The sequence below is a fragment of the Streptomyces sp. NPDC057702 genome, assembly GCF_042799315.1.
Lineage (GTDB): Bacteria > Actinomycetota > Actinomycetes > Streptomycetales > Streptomycetaceae > Streptomyces.
Map to the genome: position 1 here is coordinate 1 of NZ_JBHVJC010000003.1, position 21,072 is coordinate 21,072.

A 21,072-nucleotide genomic window follows, 5' to 3' on the forward strand; every position below is an offset into this window, starting at 1 on the left:
TATAGAGAGACTCCACATCCCAACCCCGATTGCCCGGAAAATCGGACACCGCATCCCGACCCTCCACCACCAACCGCCACAACCCCTCCGGCGACGTCACGCCGCCGGGGTAGCGGCAGCTCATGCCGACGATCGCGATGGGCTCGTCGGTGGCGGCCGTGTGGGTGGTCACTGTTCGGGTCTCGGCGTCGCCGAGCAGGGTGGAGCGCAGGTGGCCCGCGAGGACCAGGGGGGTCGGGTAGTCGAAGATCAGGGTGGCGGGCAGGCGCAGGCCGCTCGCCGCGTCGAGCCGGTTGCGCAGTTCGACCGCTGTGAGCGAGTCGAAGCCGAGTTCGCCGAAGGCGCGCTCCGGCTCCACCTCCGCGGCGGACGCGTGGCCGAGTACGGCGGCGACGGAGGTACGGACGAGGTCAAGGAGCAGTGGCAGGCGCTCGTCCGCCGGCAGGTCGGCGAGCCGGACGGCCAGACCGCCGTCGCCGCGCGTCGTCTTCGCCGCCTCGGGTCGTGTCGTGCGCACGAGGGAGCGCAGGAGGGCGGGGACGGATTCGGGGTGGGCGCGCAGCGGGGCGAGGTCCAGTCGCATGGGTACGGCCACGGCTGACGGCAGGGCGATGGCGGCGTCGAAGAGGCGCAACCCCTCCTCGGTGGACAGTCCGGTGACGCCGCCCCGTGCGAGGCGGCCACGGTCGGTCTCGGCCAGCTCGTCGGTCATGCCACTGGCGTCGGCCCACAGGCCCCAGGCCAGCGAGGTAGCCGGCAGACCCTGCGCACGCCGATGCTGCGCCAACGCATCCAAAAACGCGTTAGCCGCCGCGTAATTACCCTGCCCAGCATTACCAAACGTCCCCGCAGCCGACGAGAACAACACAAACGCCGACAGATCCAACCCACGCGTCAACTCATGCAAACCCCACGCCGCATCCACCTTCGCACCAAAAACTGCATCAACCCGCGCCGGCGACAAAGACTCCACCACACCGTCATCCAACACACCCGCCACATGCACCACAGCCGACACCACATACTCAGCCAACAACTCCGCCAACGCACCCCGATCCGAAACATCACACGCCACCACAACAACCCGCGCACCCAACTCCGTCAACTCATCACCCAACAAACCCACATCACCACCACGACTGACCAACACCAAATCCCGCACACCATGACGCACCACCAAATGCCGCGCCACCACACCACCCAACACCCCACTCGCACCCGTCACCAACACCGAACTCCCCGGCCCAAAAGACGGGGTCGCGGTCTCGGTGGGGCGGGCGCGTACGAGCCTGGGGGCGAGGAGTTCGCCCGCTCGGAGGGCGAGTTGGGGTTCGTCGGTGGTGGCGGCGCTCGCCAGGGTGGCGGGGGTGGTCATCGCCCGGTCGGCGTCGACGAGGACGAAGCGTCCGGGGTGCTCGGCCTGTGCCGCGCGGACCAGGCCCCAGACGGGGGCGTTGGACAGGTCGGTGACGTCCTCGTCGGGCCGTGCGGCCACGGCGCCGTCGGTGACGAGGACCAGGCGGCTCGCTGCGAAACGGTCGTCGGCGAGCCAGCCCTGGATCAGTTCGAGGGCCGTGTACGTCGCCTGGGCGGGGCTCGCGGCCGGGGGCAGGAGGGCGAGGACCAGGTTCGGCACGTCGCCTTCGCCGTGGGCCAGGTCGGCCAGGCCCAGGTGGGTGTGGGTCGGGTCGGTGGACTCCGACTGGCCAGAGCCCTGTCCCAGGACGGCCCAGTCGGTCGGGGGCGTGGAGGCGGGTTGGACGCGGGTCCAGTCGATCCGGAAGAGGGAGTCCAGCCGCTCGCCGGCCAACCCGTCCGCCGCCAGCGGGCGCAGCGAGAGGGCCTCGACGGAGGCGACGGGGGCGCCGGCGGTGTCGGTCAGGGTGATCGCGACGCCCGAGGTGCCCGCCGGGGACAGTCGCCCGCGCAGTGTGGTCGCGCCGCTGCTGTACAGGCGCACTCCGCGCCAGGAGTAGGGCAGGTGCAGTCGCTCGGTGTCGGCGACGAAGGTGCCGAGGCCGATGGCGTGCAGCGCGGAGTCGAGGAGGGCGGGGTGGATTCCGAAGGAGGCCGCGTCGTCCGTGTCGGGCAGCTCGATCTCGACGTACACGTCGTCGGCGTGACGCCAGGCGGCGCGTAGGCCCCGGAAGGTGGGGCCGTAGCCGAGTCCGGAGGCGGCGAGGGTGTCGTAGCGGTCCTCGATGTCGACGGGCTGGGCGCCGGCGGGGGGCCAGGTGTGGTCGGTGGTGGCCGGGGTGGGTTCGGCGGTGCCGAGTGTGCCGACGGCGTGCCGGGTCCAGGGTTCGTCGTCGGGGGCGTCGTCGGCGCGCGAGTAGGCGCTCAGGGCGCGGCGCCCGTTCGCGTCGGGCGCGCCGACGGACACCTGGAGTCGTACGGCACCGTCCGCCGGTAGCACCAGCGGCGCCGCCAGGGTCAGCTCCTCGACGTGGTCGAGGCCGACCTGGTCGCCCGCCCGGATGGCCAGTTCCACCAGTGCGGCGCCGGGCACCAGGACCACGCCGGAGACGGTGTGGTCGGCCAGCCACGGGTGGGTGGCCAGCGAGAGCCGGCCGGTGAGGAGGGCGCCCTCCTCGTCGGCCAGGGTGACCGCGGCGCCGAGTAGCGGGTGGTCGGCGGGGCGCAGGCCCATCGCGGCGACGTCACCCGCGTACGCGCCGGCGTCCAGCCAGTACCGGGCGCGCTGGAAGGGGTAGGTGGGCAGGTCGGTCCGCTGGGCGCCACGGCCGGCGAAGACGGCCTGCCAGTCGAGGGTGACGCCCCGCACGTGCAGGGTGGCGATCGCCGTGGTGAGGGTGGTGCCCTCGGGGCGGTTGGCGCGTGTGGCGGCCACCAGGTGGGCACCCTGGTCGACGCAGTCGCGGCCGGCGGCGGTGAGTACCGCGTCGGGGCCCAGCTCCAGGAAGTGGGTGACACCCAGTTCGCGCAGGCCGCGCATGGCGTCGAGGAACCGTACGCTCTCGCGGACGTGGCGTACCCAGTGTTCCGGGTCGCGGGCCTGGGTGGGGGTCAGGACGGCGCCGGTCAGGGTGGAGACGATGGGGATGGTCGGCGCGTGGTAGGTGACGGTGCGGGCGACGGCGCGGAAGTCGCTGAGGGCGGCGTCGACGTGGGGTGAGTGGAAGGCGTGGCTGACCCGCAGGTAGCGGGTCTTGCCGCCGCGTTCGCGCCATGCGCTGTCGAGGGTGGCGACCGCGTCGGCGTCGCCGGCGACGACGGTGGATTCGGGACCGTTGACGGCCGCGATGTCGACCACGCCACCGTGCTCGGCGATCAGGCCGCGCACGGTGGTCTCGTCGGCGCGCAGCGAGAGCATCGCGCCGCCCTCGGGCAGGGCGCCCATCAGCCTGCCGCGGGCGGCGACCAGGCTGCCCGCGTCGGCCAGCGAGAGGACGCCCGCCGCGTGGGCCGCCGCCAGTTCGCCGATGGAGTGGCCCGCGAGGAACTGGGGCGTCAGCCCCCAGGCTGTGACGAGGCGGAAGAGGGCCACCTCGATGGCGAACAGCGCGGGCTGGGTGTAGGTGGTGTGGTCGAGCAGGGTGGCTGTTTCGGTGTCGGGCTCGGCGAAGAGCACGTCACGCAGCGGGCGGTCCAGGTGGGGGTCGAGGCTGGCACAGGCCTCGTCCAGGGCTCGTGCGAAGACGGGGTACTCCCGGTAGAGCTCGCGGCCCATGCCCACGCGTTGGCTGCCCTGCCCGCTGAAGAGGAAGGCGAGCTTGCCTCGGCTGCCCACGGTGCCGCGTACGAGGGTGGCCGCTTCGCCGTCGGCGGCCAGGGCCTCCAGGCCGGCCAGGAGTTCCGCGCGGTCGGTGGCGACGACGGCGGCGCGGTGTTCGAGGGCGGTGCGGGTGAGGGCCAGCGCGTGGCCGACGTCCACCGGCGAGGGGGTCGCCGTGCCGTCGGCGCGGGTGAGGTGGGCTCGCAGGGTGGCGGCGCGTTGGCGTAGCGCGGCGGGGTCGTTGCCGGACAGCACCCAGGCCACCGCCTCGGCGTGGACCGGCTCGGCGGGCTCGGCGGGCCCGCTCTGGTCGTCGTCGGGGTCCTCGACGGGGGCCTGTTCGAGGATGACGTGGGCGTTGGTGCCGCTGATGCCGAACGACGACACGGCCGACCTGCGGGGTTGCTCGGCCGCCGGCCACGACCTGGTCTCGGTGAGGAGTTCGACCTCGCCGGCGGCCCAGTCGACGTGCCGGGAGCGTTCACCGACGTGCAGGGTGGGCGGCAGGACGCCGTGTCGCATGGCCATGGCCATCTTGATGACGCCGGCGACACCGGCGGCGGCCTGGGTGTGTCCGATGTTGGACTTGACCGATCCCAGCCACAGGGGCTGGTCGGCCGCGCGGTCCTGGCCGTAGGTGGCGAGCAGGGCCTGGGCCTCGATCGGGTCACCCAGGGTGGTGCCGGTGCCGTGCGCCTCGACCGCGTCCACATCGGCGGGCTCAAGGCCCGCGCTGGCCAGGGCCTGGCGGATCACCCGCTGCTGGGAGGGACCGTTGGGCGCGGTCAGGCCGTTGGAGGCACCATCCTGGTTGACGGCCGAACCACGGACGACGGCCAGTACCCGGTGTCCGTTGCGACGGGCGTCGGAGAGGCGCTCCAGGAGCAGCATGCCCGCGCCCTCGCCCCAGCCGGTGCCGTCGGCGTCGTCGGAGAAGGACTTGCACCGGCCGTCGGCGGCCAGTCCGCGCTGTCGGCTGAAGCCGATGAACGTGTCCGGGGTGGCCATCACGGTGACGCCGCCCGCCAGCGCCAGCGAGCACTCGCCCGAGCGTAGCGCCTGCGCGGCCAGGTGCAGGGTGACCAGGGAGGACGAGCAGGCGGTGTCGACCGTGACGGCGGGGCCCTCCAGCGCGAAGGTATACGAGACGCGGCCGGAGGCGACGCTGCCGAAGCTGCCGGTGCCCAGGAAACCGTCCAGGCCCTCGGGGACGGACCGCAGCCGTGACACGTAGTCGTGGTACATCACCCCGGCGAACACGCCGGTGCGGCTGCCGCGCAGCGTGGCCGCGTCGATGCCGGCCCGCTCGAACGCCTCCCAGGAGGTTTCCAGGAGCAGCCGCTGCTGGGGGTCCATCGCCAGCGCCTCACGCGGCGAGATCCCGAACACGCCGGGGTCGAAGTCGGCCGCGTCGTGCAGGAACCCACCCTCGGTCCGGAACTCGCGCTCGGGGTCCTCCGGGTCGGCGAGTTCGACGTCGGCCCAGCCCCGGTCGGTGGGGAAGGGTGTGACGCCGTCGCGGCCGGCCGCGACGAGCTCCCACAGGTCCTCGGGTGAGCGCACGCCGCCGGGGTAGCGACAGCTCATCCCGATGATCGCGATCGGCTCGTGCTCGCCCGTCTCGACCTCGCGCAGCCGCCGCTTCGTCTCACGCAGGTCGGCGGTGACCCGCTTCAGGAAGTAGCGGAGCTTGTCCTCGTTGTGCATGGTGTTTCTACTCCAGGGAACGTCGAGCCGGGGAACGTCGAGCGAGTGGGATGGCCGGGCGGGCGGGTCAGGAGATGCCGAACTCCTTGCCGAGCAGTTCGAAGACCTCGTCGTCGGTCGCGTCGTCGAGGTCGTCGGCCGCCTGGGGGACGTCGGCGCGGCTGTCGCGCCAGGCGGTCAGCAGCGCCGACAGGCGCGTGCCGACCTGGTCGTCCTCGTCGTCGCCTGGCTTGATCGCGGCCAGGCTGGCTTCGATGCGGTTCAGCTCCGCCAGCAGCGGGGCCACTCCGAGAGGCTCGTCGACGACGAGCCCGTCCGCGATGTAGCCGACCAGGTCGAGCGGGGTCGGGTAGTCGAAGACGAGGGTGGCCGGCAGCCGCAGCCCGGTGGCGGCGTTGAGACGGTTACGCAGGTCGATGGCGGTCAGCGAGTCGAAGCCCAGCTCGGTGAACGCGCGCCGCTCGTCGACCGCCTCCGGGCCGGCGAAGGCCAGTACGGCCGCGACGTGCGTGCACACCAGGTCCACCAGGGCCGAGGTGCGCTCGGTCGGTGGCAGCGCCGCCAGCCTCTCCCGCAGCGCGGTGGCGGGGTCGGCGCCGCTTTCGGCGGCCCTGCGGGTCGTCGTTCGCACCAGGCTGCCGAACACGGTTGGCACGGCCGGCAGTTCGCGTACGGCTCGCAGGTCGAGCCGCATCGGTACGACGACGGGGTCGGCGCCGACGGCCACCGCGTCGAAGAGCTCCAGCCCCTCTTCGGTGGACAGGCCCACGGCCCCGGTCTCGGCCATCCGGGCGCCCATGCCGTCCTCGCCGACCCACAGGCCCCAGGCCAGCGAGGTGGCGGGCAGGCCCTGGGCGCGCCGGTGGTGGGCGAGCGCGTCGAGGAAGGCGTTGGCCGCCGCGTAGTTGCCCTGGCCGGGATTGCCCAGGGTGCCGGCCGCCGAGGAGAACAGGACGAAGGCCGACAGGTTCAGGTCGCGGGTCAGCTCGTGCAGGTGCCAGGCCGCGTCGACCTTGGGCCGGAAGACCGTGTCCACCCGCTCGGGCGTCAGCGATCCGATCACCCCGTCGTCCAGGACGCCGGCCGCGTGGACGACGGCGGTCACCGGATGCGCGGCGAGCAGGGCCGCCACCGCGTCCCGGTCCGCCACGTCACAGGCGACCACGGCGACCTCGGCACCCAGGGCCGTCAACTCCTCGCGCAGCGTCCCGACCTGGCCGCGCCGGCTGGCCAGCACCAGGCCGCGTACGCCGTGCCGCTCGATCAGGTGGCGTGCCACCAGGCCGCCGAGCTTGCCGCTCGCGCCGGTCACCAGCACCGGCCCGGCGCCGAAGCCCGCTCCTTCCGTCTCCGCGGGGCGGGTGCGTACCAGCCGCGACACGAAGGGTTCCCCGTCGCGCACGGCGAGTTCGGGTTCCGCGCTGGCGATGGCGGGCTTCCAGCCGTCCTCGTCGTCGACGTCCACCAGGACCAGGCGGCCCGGGTTCTCCGCGCGCGCCGTGCGCACCAGACCCCACGCGGCGGCCGACGCCAGGTCCGGCGCGTCGTCCTCGGCGCCGACCAGGACGGCGCCCCGGGTCACCACCACCAGCCGCGCGTCGGCGGTGCGCTCGTCGGCCAGCCAGCCCCGCACGAGCTCCAGGGTGGCGTGCACGTGTCGACGTACCGCGTCCGCGTCGGGGCCGCCGGTGTGTACGCAGCGCACCACGACGTTCTCCGGCAGGCTCTCCCCCGCCTCCAGCGCGGCGCGTACGGCCGCCCAGTCGGCGAACTCTCCTACCGCGCCAGCGACCACGGCGGGAGCGGGGGCGGGCACCCAGTCGAGGCGGAACAGCGACTCGTACCGCCGAGCCGAAGCCAGCGAGTCCGCCGACACCTCCCGCACCACCAGCGAGTCGATGGAGGCCACCGGAGCGCCCGCCCCGTCGGCCACCACGAACGACACCCCGTCCGACCCGGACGGCGACAGCCGCACCCGCAACATCCGCGCACCCGAGGCGTGCAACCGCACACCCGACCAGGAGAACGGCAGTCGACCCGGCGCGTCGGCGGCGCCCATCAGCCCGATGGCGTGCAGGGACGCGTCCAGGAGCGCCGGGTGCAGGCCGAAGCCATCCACCTCGGCCCCGTCCGGAAGGGCCACCTCGGCGAAGACCTCGTCACCCTGACGCCACGCCGCACGCAACCCCTGGAACAACGGCCCATAACCGAAGCCACCATCAGCCATCCGATCGTAGAACCCCGCCAGGTCCACCACCTCCGCCCCCACCGGCGGCCACACACCGAGTTCCGCGGGAACGTCACCCTCGCCAGCCAGCACACCGCTGGCGTGCCGCACCCACGAGTCGCTGTTCTCGTCCCGCGCGTGGACGGTCAGCGCGCATCGGCCCGACGCGTCCGGCGCGCCGACGCGCACCTGGACCTGTACACCGCCACGCTCGGAGAGCACCAGCGGCACCTCCAGCGTCAGTTCCTCAACGCAGGCACATCCGACCTGGTCACCGGCCCGTACGGCCAGCTCGACGAAGGCCGTCCCGGGCAGCAACACCGAACCCCGAATGGTGTGTTCGGCCAGCCACGGGTGGGTGGACAGCGACAGCCGACCGGTGAACAGGGTGGCTTCCTCGTCCGCGAGGACGACCGCCGCGCCCAGCAGCGGGTGGTCGGCGGAGCCGAGCCCGAGCCCGGTCGCGTCGGCGGCGGGGCGCGCGCTCGCGTCGGGCCAGAACCGCTGGTACTGGAAGGCGTACGTCGGCAGGTCCAGGTCGTAGCCGTGGCCGGCGTAGTAGGTGGCCCAGTCGACGGGCACGCCCCGGACGTGGAGTTCGGCGAGCGCGGTCAGTACGGCGCCGTCCTCCGCGCGGTCGGCGCGCAACGCCGGCACGAAGGCCGCGTCCGGCAGGGTCTCCTGCCCCAGGGCCGACAGCACGCCGCCGGGCCCGATCTCGACGAGCACGTCCGCGCCCGTCTCACGCACGGCGTCGGCGAAGCGTACGGACTCGCGTACGTGCCGCACCCAGTAGTCAGCCGAGTTCAACTCTTCAGCCGAAGCCGGCTGACCGGTCAGCGTCGAGACGATCGGGATGGTGGGAGCCGCGTACGACACGCTCTCCAGAACCCGGCGGAACTCCTCCAACATCGGGTCCATCAACGGCGAGTGGAACGCGTGACTGACGCGCAGGCGCGACACCTTACGCCCAGCCTCGCGCCACCGCTCCCCCACCGCCTCAGCCTGGGCGGCGTCACCCGAGACCACCACCGAGGACGGTCCGTTGACCGCCGCGATCCCCACACCCTCCGGCAGCCCACCTTCCGCGACCTCAGACTCAGACGCCTGGATGGCCACCATCGCCCCGCCAGCCGGCAACGCCTGCATCAACCCAGCACGAGCCGAGACAACCTTGGCAGCATCCGACAGGGACCACACACCAGCCACGTGCGCGGCAGCCAACTCACCAATCGAATGCCCAGCCAACACGTCAGGACGCACACCCCAGGACTCCAGCAACCGGAACAACGCCACCTCAACCGCGAACAACGCCGGCTGCGTCACACCCGTCTCACTCAACGCCTCCGCGTCCTGGCCCCACAACACCTCCCGCACACGCGGGTCAAACTCACCCGACACCGCGTCCAGCGCGTCAGCGAACACCGGGAAACGCGCCGCCAGCTCACGACCCATCCCCAACCGTTGCGCACCCTGACCCGAGAAGAGGAAGGCAAGCCGGTGCTCGGCGGCGACGCCGCGTACGTTCCGGCCGCTCGGCTGGCCCTCGACGGCGTCGGTGAGTCCGGCCAGCAGCTCGGCCGTGTCCCGGCCGACGACGACCAGTCGGTGCTCGAACCCGGCCCGCGAGGTGGCCAGCGCGCGGGCGACGACCGCCGGATCGAGGTCGGGCCGGGCGGCCAGGTGGTCACGCAGCCGGAGCGCCTGTGCGTGCAAGGCGCCCTCCGTGCGACCGGAGACCAGCCAGGGGCCGAGCGGCGGCACGGGAGATCGCGGCCCGTCCGTGTCGGCGGCGGACTCGATGATGACGTGCGCGTTGGTACCGCTGAAGCCGAAGGACGACACACCCGCGCGTCGGGGGCGGTCCGCTCCGGGCCACGGTCGCGCCTCGGTGAGCAGGTCCACGGCGCCCGCGGACCAGTCCACGTTCGACGAGGGCTCGCCCACGTGCAGCGTCTTGGGCAGCACACCCTGGCGCAGTGCCATGACCATCTTGATGACGCCACCCACGCCGGCGGCGGCCTGGGTGTGTCCGATGTTGGACTTGAGCGAACCCAGCCACAGCGGCTGGTCGGCCGCGCGGTCCTGGCCGTAGGTGGCGAGCAGGGCCTGGGCCTCGATCGGGTCACCCAGGGTGGTGCCGGTGCCGTGCGCCTCGACCGCGTCCACGTCGGCGGGGGTCAGGCCCGCGCTGGCCAGGGCCTGGCGGATCACCCGCTGCTGGGAGGGACCGTTGGGCGCGGTCAGACCGTTGGACGCGCCGTCCTGGTTGACAGCCGAGCCACGCACGACGGCGAGCACCTGGTGCCCGTTGCGTCGCGCGTCGGACAGCCGCTCCAGTACGAGCATGCCCACGCCCTCGCCCCAGCCGGTGCCGTCGGCGTCGTCGGAGAACGAGCGGCACCGGCCGTCCGGCGACAGCCCCTGCTGGCGGCTGAAGTCGATGAACGCGGCGGGTGTGGCCATGACGGTCGCACCGCCCGCCAGCGCCAGCGAGCACTCGCCCGAGCGCAGCGCCTGCGCGGCCAGGTGGAGTGCCACCAGCGACGAGGAGCACGCGGTGTCCACGGTCATCGCGGGGCCTTCGAGCCCGAACGTGTAGGACAGCCGGCCGGAGGCGACGCTGCCCGCGTTGCCCGTACCCAGGTAGCCCTCGATGCTCTTCGGCGCGCCGTGCAACTGGGCGGCGTAGTCGTGGTACATCACACCGGCGAACACCCCGGTGGCACTGCCGCGCACCGACCTGGGGTCGATGCCGGCCCGCTCGAACGCCTCCCAGGAGGTTTCCAGGAGCAGCCGGTGTTGCGGGTCCATCGCCAACGCCTCGCGCGGGCTGATGCCGAAGAACTCCGGGTCGAACCGGTCGGCGTCGTGGAGGAAGCCACCCTGACGGGTGTACGAGCTGCCCGCCCGCTCGCCGGTCGGGTCGTACAGCGTCTCCGTGTCCCACCCGCGCTCGGTGGGGAAGGGGGTGATGCCGTCGGCGCCGTCGGCCACCAGCCGCCACAGGTCCTCGGGTGAGCGGACGCCGCCGGGGTAGCGGCAGCTCATGCCGACGATCGCGATCGGCTCGTCCACCGGGGCGACGACCACGGGCGCCGTCGCGACCGCGGTGGAGTCGCCCGCGAACTCGGTGCCGACGAACGCGGCGAGCGCGGCGGGGCTCGGGTAGTCGAAGACCAGGGTCGCGGACAGCCGCAGCCCCGTGGCCAGGTTGAGCCGGTTACGCAGGTCGACGGCGGTCAGCGAGTCGAAGCCCAGCTCGGTGAAGGGTTGGTCGGGTGCGACCGCCTCCGGCCCGGGGTGGCCGAGCACCAGGGCCGCCTGGGTGCGGACGAGGTCGAGAAGCGCCCGCTGGCGCTCGTCGGCCGCCAGCGACGCCAGGCGCTCGCGCAGCGCCACGGCGGGGTCGGCCCCGCCGCCGGCGGCCCTGCGGTGGGTCGTCCGCACCAGGCCGCTGAGTACCGGCGGGATCGCCGGCAGCTCGCGTACGGCTCGCAGGTCGAGCCGCATCGGGACCAGGACGGGGTCGGGGCCGGCGAGCGCGGTGTCGAACAGTGCGACACCCTCCGCGTGGGACAGGCCCCGCGCCGCGGACTGCGCCACCCGGGCGCCCATGCCGTCGGCCCACAGGCCCCACGCGAGCGAGGTGCCGGGCAGACCCTGTGCGTGCCGGCGACGGACCAACCCGTCGAGGAAGGCGTTGGCCGCCGCGTAGTTGGCCTGCCCCGGCGCGCCGAGCGTGCCCGCCACGGAGGAGAACAGCACGAACGCGGACAGGTTCAGGTCGCGGGTCAGCTCGTGCAGGTGCCAGGCCGCGTCGACCTTGGGTGGGAAGACGGTGTCGACCTGGGCCGGGGTGAGCGAGCCGATCGTGGCGTCGGCCAGTACGCCGGCGGTGTGCACGACCGCGGTCACCGGGTACTCGGCCAGCAGCTCGACCAGCGCGTCCCGGTTCGCCACGTCACAGGCGGCGACGGCGACCTCGGCACCTCGCGCGACCAGCTCGTCGCGCAGTTCGGCGGCCCCCTCGGCCGCCATTCCCCGCCGGCTGACCAGGACGAGCCGTCCGACCTGGTGGTGCGTGACCAGGTGCCGGGCGATCAGGCCACCCAGCGCACCGGAGGCACCGGTCACCAGCACCGTACTGTCCGGCCCGAACGCCGGCTCGGCGCCGGCCGCCTCGGCCTCCGGCCGCACCCGGGCCAGCCTGGCCACCCGCGCCTTCCCGTGCCGTACGACGACCTGCGGCTCCCCGGTGGCCAGTGCCGGCTGCCAGCCCTGCTTGGTGTCGGCGTCCACCAGGACGAGTCGGTCGGGGTTCTCCACCTGCGCCGTACGCACCAGGCCCCACACCGCGGCTGCCGCCAGGTTGGGTACGTCGACCTCGGCGCCGACCGCCACGGCACCCCGGGTCACCACCACCAGCCGCGCGTCGGCGGTGCGCGCGTCGGCCAGCCAGTTCCGCACCAGCTCCAGGGTGGCCAGCACCTCCGCGCGTACCGAGGTCACCTCGGTGGAGGGTGTGGCGCCGCAGCGCACCACGACGTTGTCCGGCAGGCTCTCCCCCGCCTCCAGCGCGGCGCGTACGGCCGCCCAGTCGGCGAACTCTCCTACCGCGCCAACCGTCACGGAGGCAGCGGTGGCGGGCACCCAGTCCAGCCGGAACAGCGACTCCCCCGCCTGCCGTGCGACGGTCTCCGAGAGCGGGCGCAGCACCAGCGAGTCGATCGAGGCCACCGGGGCACCCGTCGCGTCGGCGACCGCCAGTGACACCCCGTCCGACCCAGCGGGCGACACCCGTACGCGCAGAGCCGTCGCACCCGAGGCGTGCAACCGCACACCCGACCAGGAGAACGGCAGCCCGCTGGGCGCGTCGGCGGCGCCCATCAGCCCGATGGCGTGCAGGGACGCGTCCAGGAGCGCCGGGTGCAGCCCAAACCCAGCCACCTCGACCTCACCCGGAAGAGCCACCTCGGCGAAGACCTCATCACCCTTACGCCACGCCGCACGCAACCCCCGGAACAACGACCCATAACCAAAACCACCATCAGCCATCCGGTCATAGAACCCCGCCAGATCCACCACCTCAGCCCCCACCGGCGGCCACACACCCAGCTCAGCGGGAACACCACCCTCGCCGGCCAGCACACCACTGGCATGCCGCACCCACAGATCGCTCTCGTCGCCCCGCGCGTGCACCGTCACCGAACGGCGGCCGGCCTCGTCCGCCGCGCCCACCCGCACCTGCACCCGTACGCCGCCGCGCTCGGGCACCACGAGTGGTGCCTCCAGCGTCAGCTCCTCCACGCAGGCGCATCCGACCTGGTCACCGGCTCGTACGGCCAGCTCGACGAAGGCCGTTCCCGGCAGCAACACCGAACCCCGGATGGCGTGGTCGGCCAGCCACGGGTGGGACTCCACCGACAGCCGACCGGTGAAGAGATGCCCGTCGGCGTCGGCGGCGTCCACGACCGCGCCGAGCAGCGGATGCCCGGCCGGGCCCAGCCCCGCCGCGTCCAGATCGCCCGCGCCCACGCCGGTGTCCAGCCAGTAGCGCTCGCGCTGGAAGGCGTAGGTCGGCAGATCAACCCGCCGCGCCCCACTCCCAGCGAAGAACGCCGCCCAGTCCACCGAAACCCCACGCACATGAACCTCAGCCAGAGCCGAGACCAGCGCCAACTCCTCAGAACGGTCCCCCCGCAGCACCGGTACGAAGCCGGCGTCCGGCGCCGTCTCCTGCCCCAGCGCCGAGAGCGTCCCACCCGGGCCCACCTCGACAAAGGTGGCCACACCCTCATCCGCCAACGTCCGCACCGCGTCAGCGAAACGTACGGACTCCCGAACGTGCCGCACCCAGTACGCGGCCGACGTCAACTCTTCAGCCGACGCCCGCCCACCCGTCAACGTCGAGACGATCGGAATCGTCGGCGCCGCGTACGACACACCCTCCAGAACCCGCCGGAACTCCTCCAACATCGGATCCATCAACGGCGAATGGAACGCGTGACTGACCCGCAGCCGCGACACCTTACGGCCCGCCTCGCGCCAACGCTCCCCCACCGCCTCAGCCTGGGCGGCGTCACCCGAGACCACCACCGAGGACGGCCCGTTGACCGCCGCGATGCCCACGCCGTCCGGCAGGCCACCTTCCGCGACCTCAGACTCAGACGCCTGGATGGCCACCATCGCCCCACCGGACGGCAACGCCTGCATCAACCCAGCACGCGCCGACACCACCCGGGCAGCATCCGACAACGACCACACGCCCGACACGTGCGCGGCGGCCAACTCACCGATCGAGTGCCCGGCCAGCACGTCAGGACGTACGCCCCACGACTCCAGCAACCGGAACAACGCCACCTCAACCGCGAACAACGCAGGCTGCGTCACACCCGTCTCACTCAACGCATCGGCGTCCTGGCCAGACAACACCTCCCGCACACGCGGATCGAACTCACCCAACACCGCATCCAGCGCGTCGGCGAACACCGGGAAACGCGCCGCCAGCTCACGCCCCATCCCCAACCGCTGCGCACCCTGACCCGAGAACAGGAAGGCCAGGCCACCGGTGACGACGGAGCCTGTCACCAACCCGGGCATCTCACCGCCGTCCGCCACAGCGGAAAGCCCGGCCGTCATCCGTGCGCGGTCCGTGCCCACCACCACGGCACGCTCACCGAACGTCGACCGTGACGTCGCCAACGAGAACCCGACATCCCAGGTACCGGCACCGGAGTCGCCACCGACCCGCTCACCCAAGCGCGACGCCTGGTCCCGCAACGCCTCCGGGCTCCGCGCCGAGACCACCCACGGCACCACGCCGTCGGCCGGGGCCTGGGTGTGGTCCTCGGCGGGCACGTACTCGATGATGGTGTGCGCGTTGGTGCCGCTGACGCCGAACGACGACACACCCGCGCGGCGTACGCGACCCGTCTCCGGCCAGGCGCGGGCCTCGGTGAGCAGGTCGACGGCGCCGGCGGTCCAGTCCACGTTCGACGAGGGCTCGTCCACGTGCAGGGTGGGCGGCAGGACGCCGTGCCGCATCGCCATGATCATCTTGATGACGCCGGCGACACCGGCCGCCGCCTGGGTGTGACCGATGTTGGACTTGATCGAGCCCAGCCACAACGGCTCACCGGTGCGGTCCTGCCCGTAGGTGGCCAGCAACGCCTGCGCCTCGATGGGGTCACCCAGGGTGGTGCCAGTGCCGTGCGCCTCGACCGCGTCCACATCGGAGGAGGTCAGGCCGGCGCTGGCCAGGGCCTGCCGGATCACCCGCTGCTGAGAGGGACCGTTGGGCGCGGTCAAACCGTTGGACGCACCGTCCTGGTTGACGGCCGAACCACGAATGACCGCGAGGATGGGGTGACCGTTGCGCCGGGCGTCGGACAGCCGCTCCACCAGGAGCATGCCGGCACCCTCGCCCCAGCCGGTGCCGTCGGCACTGTCGGAGAAGGATTTGCACCGACCGTCGGCGGACAGCCCGCGCTGCCGGCTGAAGTCGACGAAGGTGCCGGGAGTGGCCATCACGGCGACACCGCCGGCCAACGCCATCTCGCACTCACCCTGGCGCAACGCCTGGCACGCCCAGTGCAGGGCGACCAGCGACGAGGAGCACGCGGTGTCGACGGTGACGGCCGGGCCCTCCAGGCCCAGCGCGTAGGCGACACGGCCCGAGGCGACGCTGCCGGACCCGCCGGTGCCGAGATAGCCTTCGACGCCGTCCGGGACGGAACGCAGGCGCGACACGTAGTCGTGGTACATCAGGCCGGCGAACACCCCGGTGGCGCTGCCGCGCACCGACTCGGGGTCGATCCCGGCCCGCTCGAACGCCTCCCAGGACGTCTCAAGAAGCAACCGCTGCTGCGGGTCCATCGCCAACGCCTCACGCGGCGAGATCCCGAAGAACCCGGGGTCGAACTGGTCGGCCTCGTGCAGGAAGCCACCCTCGCGGGTGTAGGAGGTGCCCACGTGGTCGGGGTCGGCGTCGTAGAGCGCGTCCAGGTCCCAGCCACGGTTGGTGGGGAACCCGCTGATGGCGTCGACGCCACCCGACACCAGTTGCCACAGCTCCTCGGGTGTGCTCACGCCCCCCGGGTAGCGGCAGCTCATGCCGACGATGGCGATCGGCTCGTCGGTCGCGGCGGCCACGGTCGTACGGGCCGGGGCCGCGACGGCCGGCGCGCCGGCGAGTTCGGCACCGAGGTGGGCGGCGAGCGCGGCGGGGTTCGGGTGGTCGAAGACCAGGGTGGCGGGCAGTCGCAGTTCGGTGGCCGCGTTGAGGTGGTTGCGCAGTTCGACGGAGCTCAGCGAGTCGAAGCCCAGATCCTTGAACGCGCGGTCGGCCGCGACGGCGTGCGCGGAGCTGTGCCCGAGTACGGCGGCGATGTGTCCCAGGACGAGGTCGAGCAGGACCTTGTCCCGCTCGGCCACCGTCAGCCCCACCAGCGACTGTGCCAGCGCGGACTTCGCGGCGGCCCGTTCGACGGCCCGACGCGCGGTGCCCCGCACCAGCCCGCGCAGCAGGTGCGGCACGGGGTGGGAGCGGGCCTGCCGGTGCAGTACGCCCAGATCGAGCGGGATCGGCACCAGTGCGGCGCGCCCCGTCGTACCCGCCGCGTCGAACAGCGCCAGGCCGTCGGTGGAGTCCAACGGCAGCATGCCACCGCTGGTGATGCGTCGTACGTCGGCCTCGTCGAGTTGGCCCGTGATGCCACTGGCCTGCGCCCACAGACCCCAGGCCAGCGAGGTGGCGGGCAGACCCTGGGCGCGCCGGTGCTGGGCCAACGCATCCAGGAACGCGTTGGCCGCCGCGTAGTTACCCTGCCCCGGCCCACCAAACACACCAGCCGCCGAAGAGAACAACACGAACGCCGACAGGTTCAGGTCGCGGGTCAGCTCGTGCAGATGCCACGCGGCATCGACCTTCGGCCCAAACACCCCATCAATACGCTCCGGAGTGAGCGAACCAATCGTGGCATCGTCCAGCACACCAGCCGTATGCACCACAGCCGTCACCGGATACTCAGCCAGCAACCCAGCCACAGCCTCACGATCCGCCACATCACACGCCGCGAAGGTGACCTCAGCACCCAACCCCACCAACTCCGCACCCAACGCCTCGGCACCCTCAGCCGCCCCACCACGACGACTGACCAGCAACAGGCTCCGCACACCACGCTCAACCACCAAATGCCGGGCCACCAACCCACCCAACGTGCCCGTCGCACCAGTCACCAACACCGGACCCACACCAAAACCAGGATCCTCGACCACAGACCGCCCAGCCCGCACCAGACGCGGAACACTCACCACACCAGCCCGCACCGCCAACTGCGGCTCACCCAAAGCCAACGCCCCAGCCAACACCTCAACCGAAGCAACCTCACCATCCAGATCAACCAACACAATTCGACCCGGATTCTCCGACTGCGCCGAACGCACCAAACCCCACACAACAGCCTGCCCCAGACCACACACACCCTCATCGGCCGCTACGGCCACCGCACCACGCGTCACCACCACCAGCCGGGCCGCGTCAGCCCGTTCCTCAGCCAGCCAACCCCGCACGGTACGCAACGCCCAATGCGCCGCCTCGTGTGCGCCAGCCGCCAGGCCGGCCCCGGCGACGGTGCCAGCCGGGCACTCCGCAACGACGAAGTCGGGTGACTCCGTCACAGCCAGTGCCGTCTCCCGCTCGGCCCACTCCACCGACGGCGAGGCGCCCTCGGGCGGAGCAACAGGTGTCCAGTCGACGCCGAACAGCGCGTCGCCGAGCGCGTCGCCGGCGATCTGGTCCGGCGCGGCCGGACGCAGCACCAGCGAGTCGACCGAGGCCACAGGCGATCCGGCACCGTCCGCGACCGCCAACGACACGCCCTCCGACCCCGTGGGCGTCAGACGTACGCGCAGGGCGGTCGCACCCGAGGCGTGCAGGCGTACACCCGACCACGCGAACGGCAGTCGGCCCGGCGCGTCGGGCGCGCCCATCAGGCCGATGGCGTGCAGGGTCGCGTCCAGCAGCGCCGGGTGCAGGCCAAAGCCGTCGGCCTCCGCCGCGTCCGGCAGCGCGACCTCGGCGTACATCTGCTCGCCGGCACGCCACAGGGACCGCAGCCCCTGGAAGGCCGGCCCGTAGCCGAAGCCGCCTTCGGCCATGCGCGCGTAGTAGCCGTCCAGGTCGACGGCCTCGGCGTTCGCCGGTGGCCACTCGACCAGGGAGGTTCCCACCGTGCGGCTGCCCTCGCGCAGCACACCGGTGGCGTGGCGGGTCCACGCGGTCCCGTCGTCGGCCTCACCCGTACTGGAGTGGAACGTCAGCTCGCGCCGGCCCGACGCGTCCGCCGCGCCCACCCACACCTGCACCCGCACCGAACCGGTCTCGGGCAGCACCAGCGGCGCCTCCAGCGTCAACTCCTCCACCAGATCACACCCGACCTGGTCACCAGCCCGCACCGCCAACTCCACGAACGCCGTGCCAGGGAGCAGCGCCGAGCCCATGATCGCGTGGTCGGCGAGCCAGGGGTGGGACTGGAGCGAGAGGCGGCCGGTGAGCAGTACGCCGTCCGTGCCGCCGAGAGCGACGGCCGCCCCCAGCAGCGGGTGGTCAGCCGGACCGAGTCCGGCGGCAGTAACGTCGCCGGTCAGCGGCAGCGCGTCGAGCCAGTAGCGCTCGCGCTGGAAGGCGTACGTGGGCAGGTCGAGCCACCGCGCGGGGTGGTCGCCGTAGAAGGGCCGCCAGTCCACCGGGATGCCCCGCACGTGCAGCTGCCCCACCGCCAGGGTGGCGGCCACGGCCTCCGGGCGCTCGCCACGCAGCACGGGCACGAACACCGCGTCCGGCGCGGACTCCTGCCCCAGCGCCGACAGCGTCCCACCCGGCCCCACCTCGACAAACGTCCCCACACCCTCACCCACGAGAGTGGCCACCGCGTCAGCGAAGCGTACGGACTCGCGCACGTGGCGCACCCAGTACGCGGACGACGTCAACTCTTCAGCCGAAGCCAGCTGACCGGTCAGCGTCGAGACGATCGGGATGGTGGGAGCCGCGTACGCCACGCTCTCCAGAACCCGGCGGAACTCCTCCAACATCGGATCCATCAACGGCGAATGGAACGCGTGACTGACGCGCAGGCGCGACACCTTACGGCCCGCCTCGCGCCACCGCTCCCCCACCGCCTCAGCCTGGGCAGCGTCACCCGAGACCACCACCGACGACGGGCCGTTGACCGCCGCGATCCCCACACCCTCCGGCAGCCCACCTTCCGCGATCTCAGACTCGGACGCCTGGATGGCCACCATCGCGCCGCCAGCCGGCAACGCCTGCATCAACCCAGCACGCGCCGACACCACCCTGACCGCATCCGACAACGACCACACACCCGCCACATGCGCCGCAGCCAACTCACCAATCGAATGCCCAGCCAACACGTCGGGACGCACACCCCACGACTCCAACAACCGGAACAACGCCACCTCAACCGCGAACAACGCAGGCTGCGTCACACCCGTCTCACTCAACGCATCCGCGTCCTGACCCCACAACACCTCACGCACACGCGGGTCAAACTCACCCAACACCGCCTCCAACGCCTCACCGAACACCGGGAAACGAGCAGCCAGCTCACCACCCATCCCCAACCGCTGCGCCCCCTGACCCGAGAACAGGAAGGCCACCTGGTCGGGGTCCTGGGCCAGTCCGGTGGTCGCGGCGGCGGTCGGCTGGCCTTCGGCCAGGGCTGTGAGCGCGGTGAGCAGTTCGGCGTGGTCGGTGCCCACGACGACGGCGCGGTGTTCCAGCGTGGCCCGCGAGCTCAGCAGTGCGCGGCCCACCTCCGCCACGCCTGCCTGTGTCGCACCCGTGGCTGGTGTGCCGGCCACGAAGGAACTGAGGCGTGCGGCCTGCTCTCGCAGCGCCTCCGGGCTGCGGGCCGACAGCAGCCACGGGACCGGGCCACCGCTCGCCGGCTCCGGGGTGTGGTTCGGGCCCTGGGTGTCCCGGGGCTCGGTCGCGGGTGCCTGCTCGACGATGACGTGCGCGTTGGTGCCGCTCACACCGAACGACGAGACGCCCGCCCGCCACGGCTGGTCCACCTCCGGCCAGGGCCGGGACTCCGTCAACAGCTCCACAGCACCAGCCGACCAGTCCACGTGGGACGACGGCTCATCCACATGCAGAGTGCGCGGCAACACACCGTGGCGCATCGACATCACCATCTTGATCACACCCGCCACACCAGCAGCAGCCTGCGTATGACCAATATTCGACTTCACCGAACCCAACCACAACGGACGGTCAGCCGCACGACCCTGCCCGTACGTGGCCAACAGCGCCTGCGCCTCGATCGGGTCACCCAACCTCGTCCCCGTACCATGCGCCTCCACCGCGTCCACCTGGGCGGCGGTGAGTCGCGCGCTGGCCAGGGCCTGGCGGATGACGCGCTGCTGGGCGGGGCCGTTGGGGGCGGTGAGGCCGTTGGAGGCGCCGTCCTGGTTGACGGCCGAGCCACGGACGACCGCGAGGATAGGGTGACCGTTGCGGCGGGCGTCGGAGAGGCGTTCCAGGAGGAGCAGGCCGATGCCCTCGCCCCAGCCGGTGCCGTCGGCGGCGTCGGCGAAGGCCTTGCAGCGACCGTCCATGGCCAGGCCCCGCTGCCGGCTGAAGTCGATGAACACGCCGGGTGAGGACATGACGGTGACGCCACCCGCGATGGCCAGCGGGCTCTCGCCCGTGCGCAGCGCGTGCACCGCCAGATGCAGGGCCACCAGGGAGGACGAGCAGGCTGTGTCGACGGTCAGCGCCGGGCCTTCGAAGCCGAACGTGTAGGAGACGCGCCCCGAGATCACGCTCGCCGCGTTCCCGGTGCCAAGGTGGCCCTCGTAACCCTCCGGCACTCCGGTCAGCAGGCGGGCCGCGTAGTCCTGGCCGTTGGTGCCGACGAACACACCCGTGCGGCTGCCGCGCAGGGTATGCGGGTCGATGCCCGCGCGCTCGAACGCCTCCCAGGTGGTTTCGAGGAGCAGCCGCTGCTGCGGGTCCATCGCCGCGGCCTCGCGCGGTGAGACGCCGAAGAACGCAGGGTCGAAGTCGGGGACGTCGTAGATGAAGGCACCCTCGCGGGTGTAGCAGGTGCCCTGTCGGTTGGGGTCGTCGTCGAAGAGGGCTTCGAGGTCCCAGCCACGGTCGGTGGGGAACTCGGCGACGGTGTCCGTGCCGTCGAGCAGGAGTCGCCACAGGTCCTCGGGGGTGCGTACGCCGCCGGGGAACCGGCAGCTCATCCCGACGATCGCGACCGGTTCGCTCTCGCGCTCCTCGACCTCGCGCAGCTTGCCGCGCGCCTCCTGCAGGTCCACGGTGGCCCGCCGGAGGTAGTCGAGGTACTTCTCCTCGTTCGACATG

At 72.4% G+C, this 21,072-nt stretch carries 2 protein-coding genes; both read right to left on the bottom strand.

The annotated features are described in order from the left end of the window. Window positions 1-5,413, bottom strand: a 5,413-nt coding sequence (locus ACFVFR_RS02690) for an SDR family NAD(P)-dependent oxidoreductase (RefSeq protein WP_383697715.1), incomplete at its 3' end; no start/stop codon positions are given. Window positions 5,414-5,510: 97 nt separating this feature from the next. Continuing rightward, window positions 5,511-21,071, bottom strand: coding sequence for an SDR family NAD(P)-dependent oxidoreductase (locus ACFVFR_RS02695; RefSeq protein WP_383697415.1), 15,561 nt, complete (start codon window positions 21,069-21,071; stop codon window positions 5,511-5,513). Window position 21,072 lies beyond the last annotated feature (1 nt).

Excerpts from the sequence above, each read along its gene's own strand:
- ACFVFR_RS02695 (WP_383697415.1), bottom strand. The coding sequence starts at position 21,071 with ATGTCGAACGAGGAGAAGTACCTCGACTACCTCCGGCGGGCCACCGTG.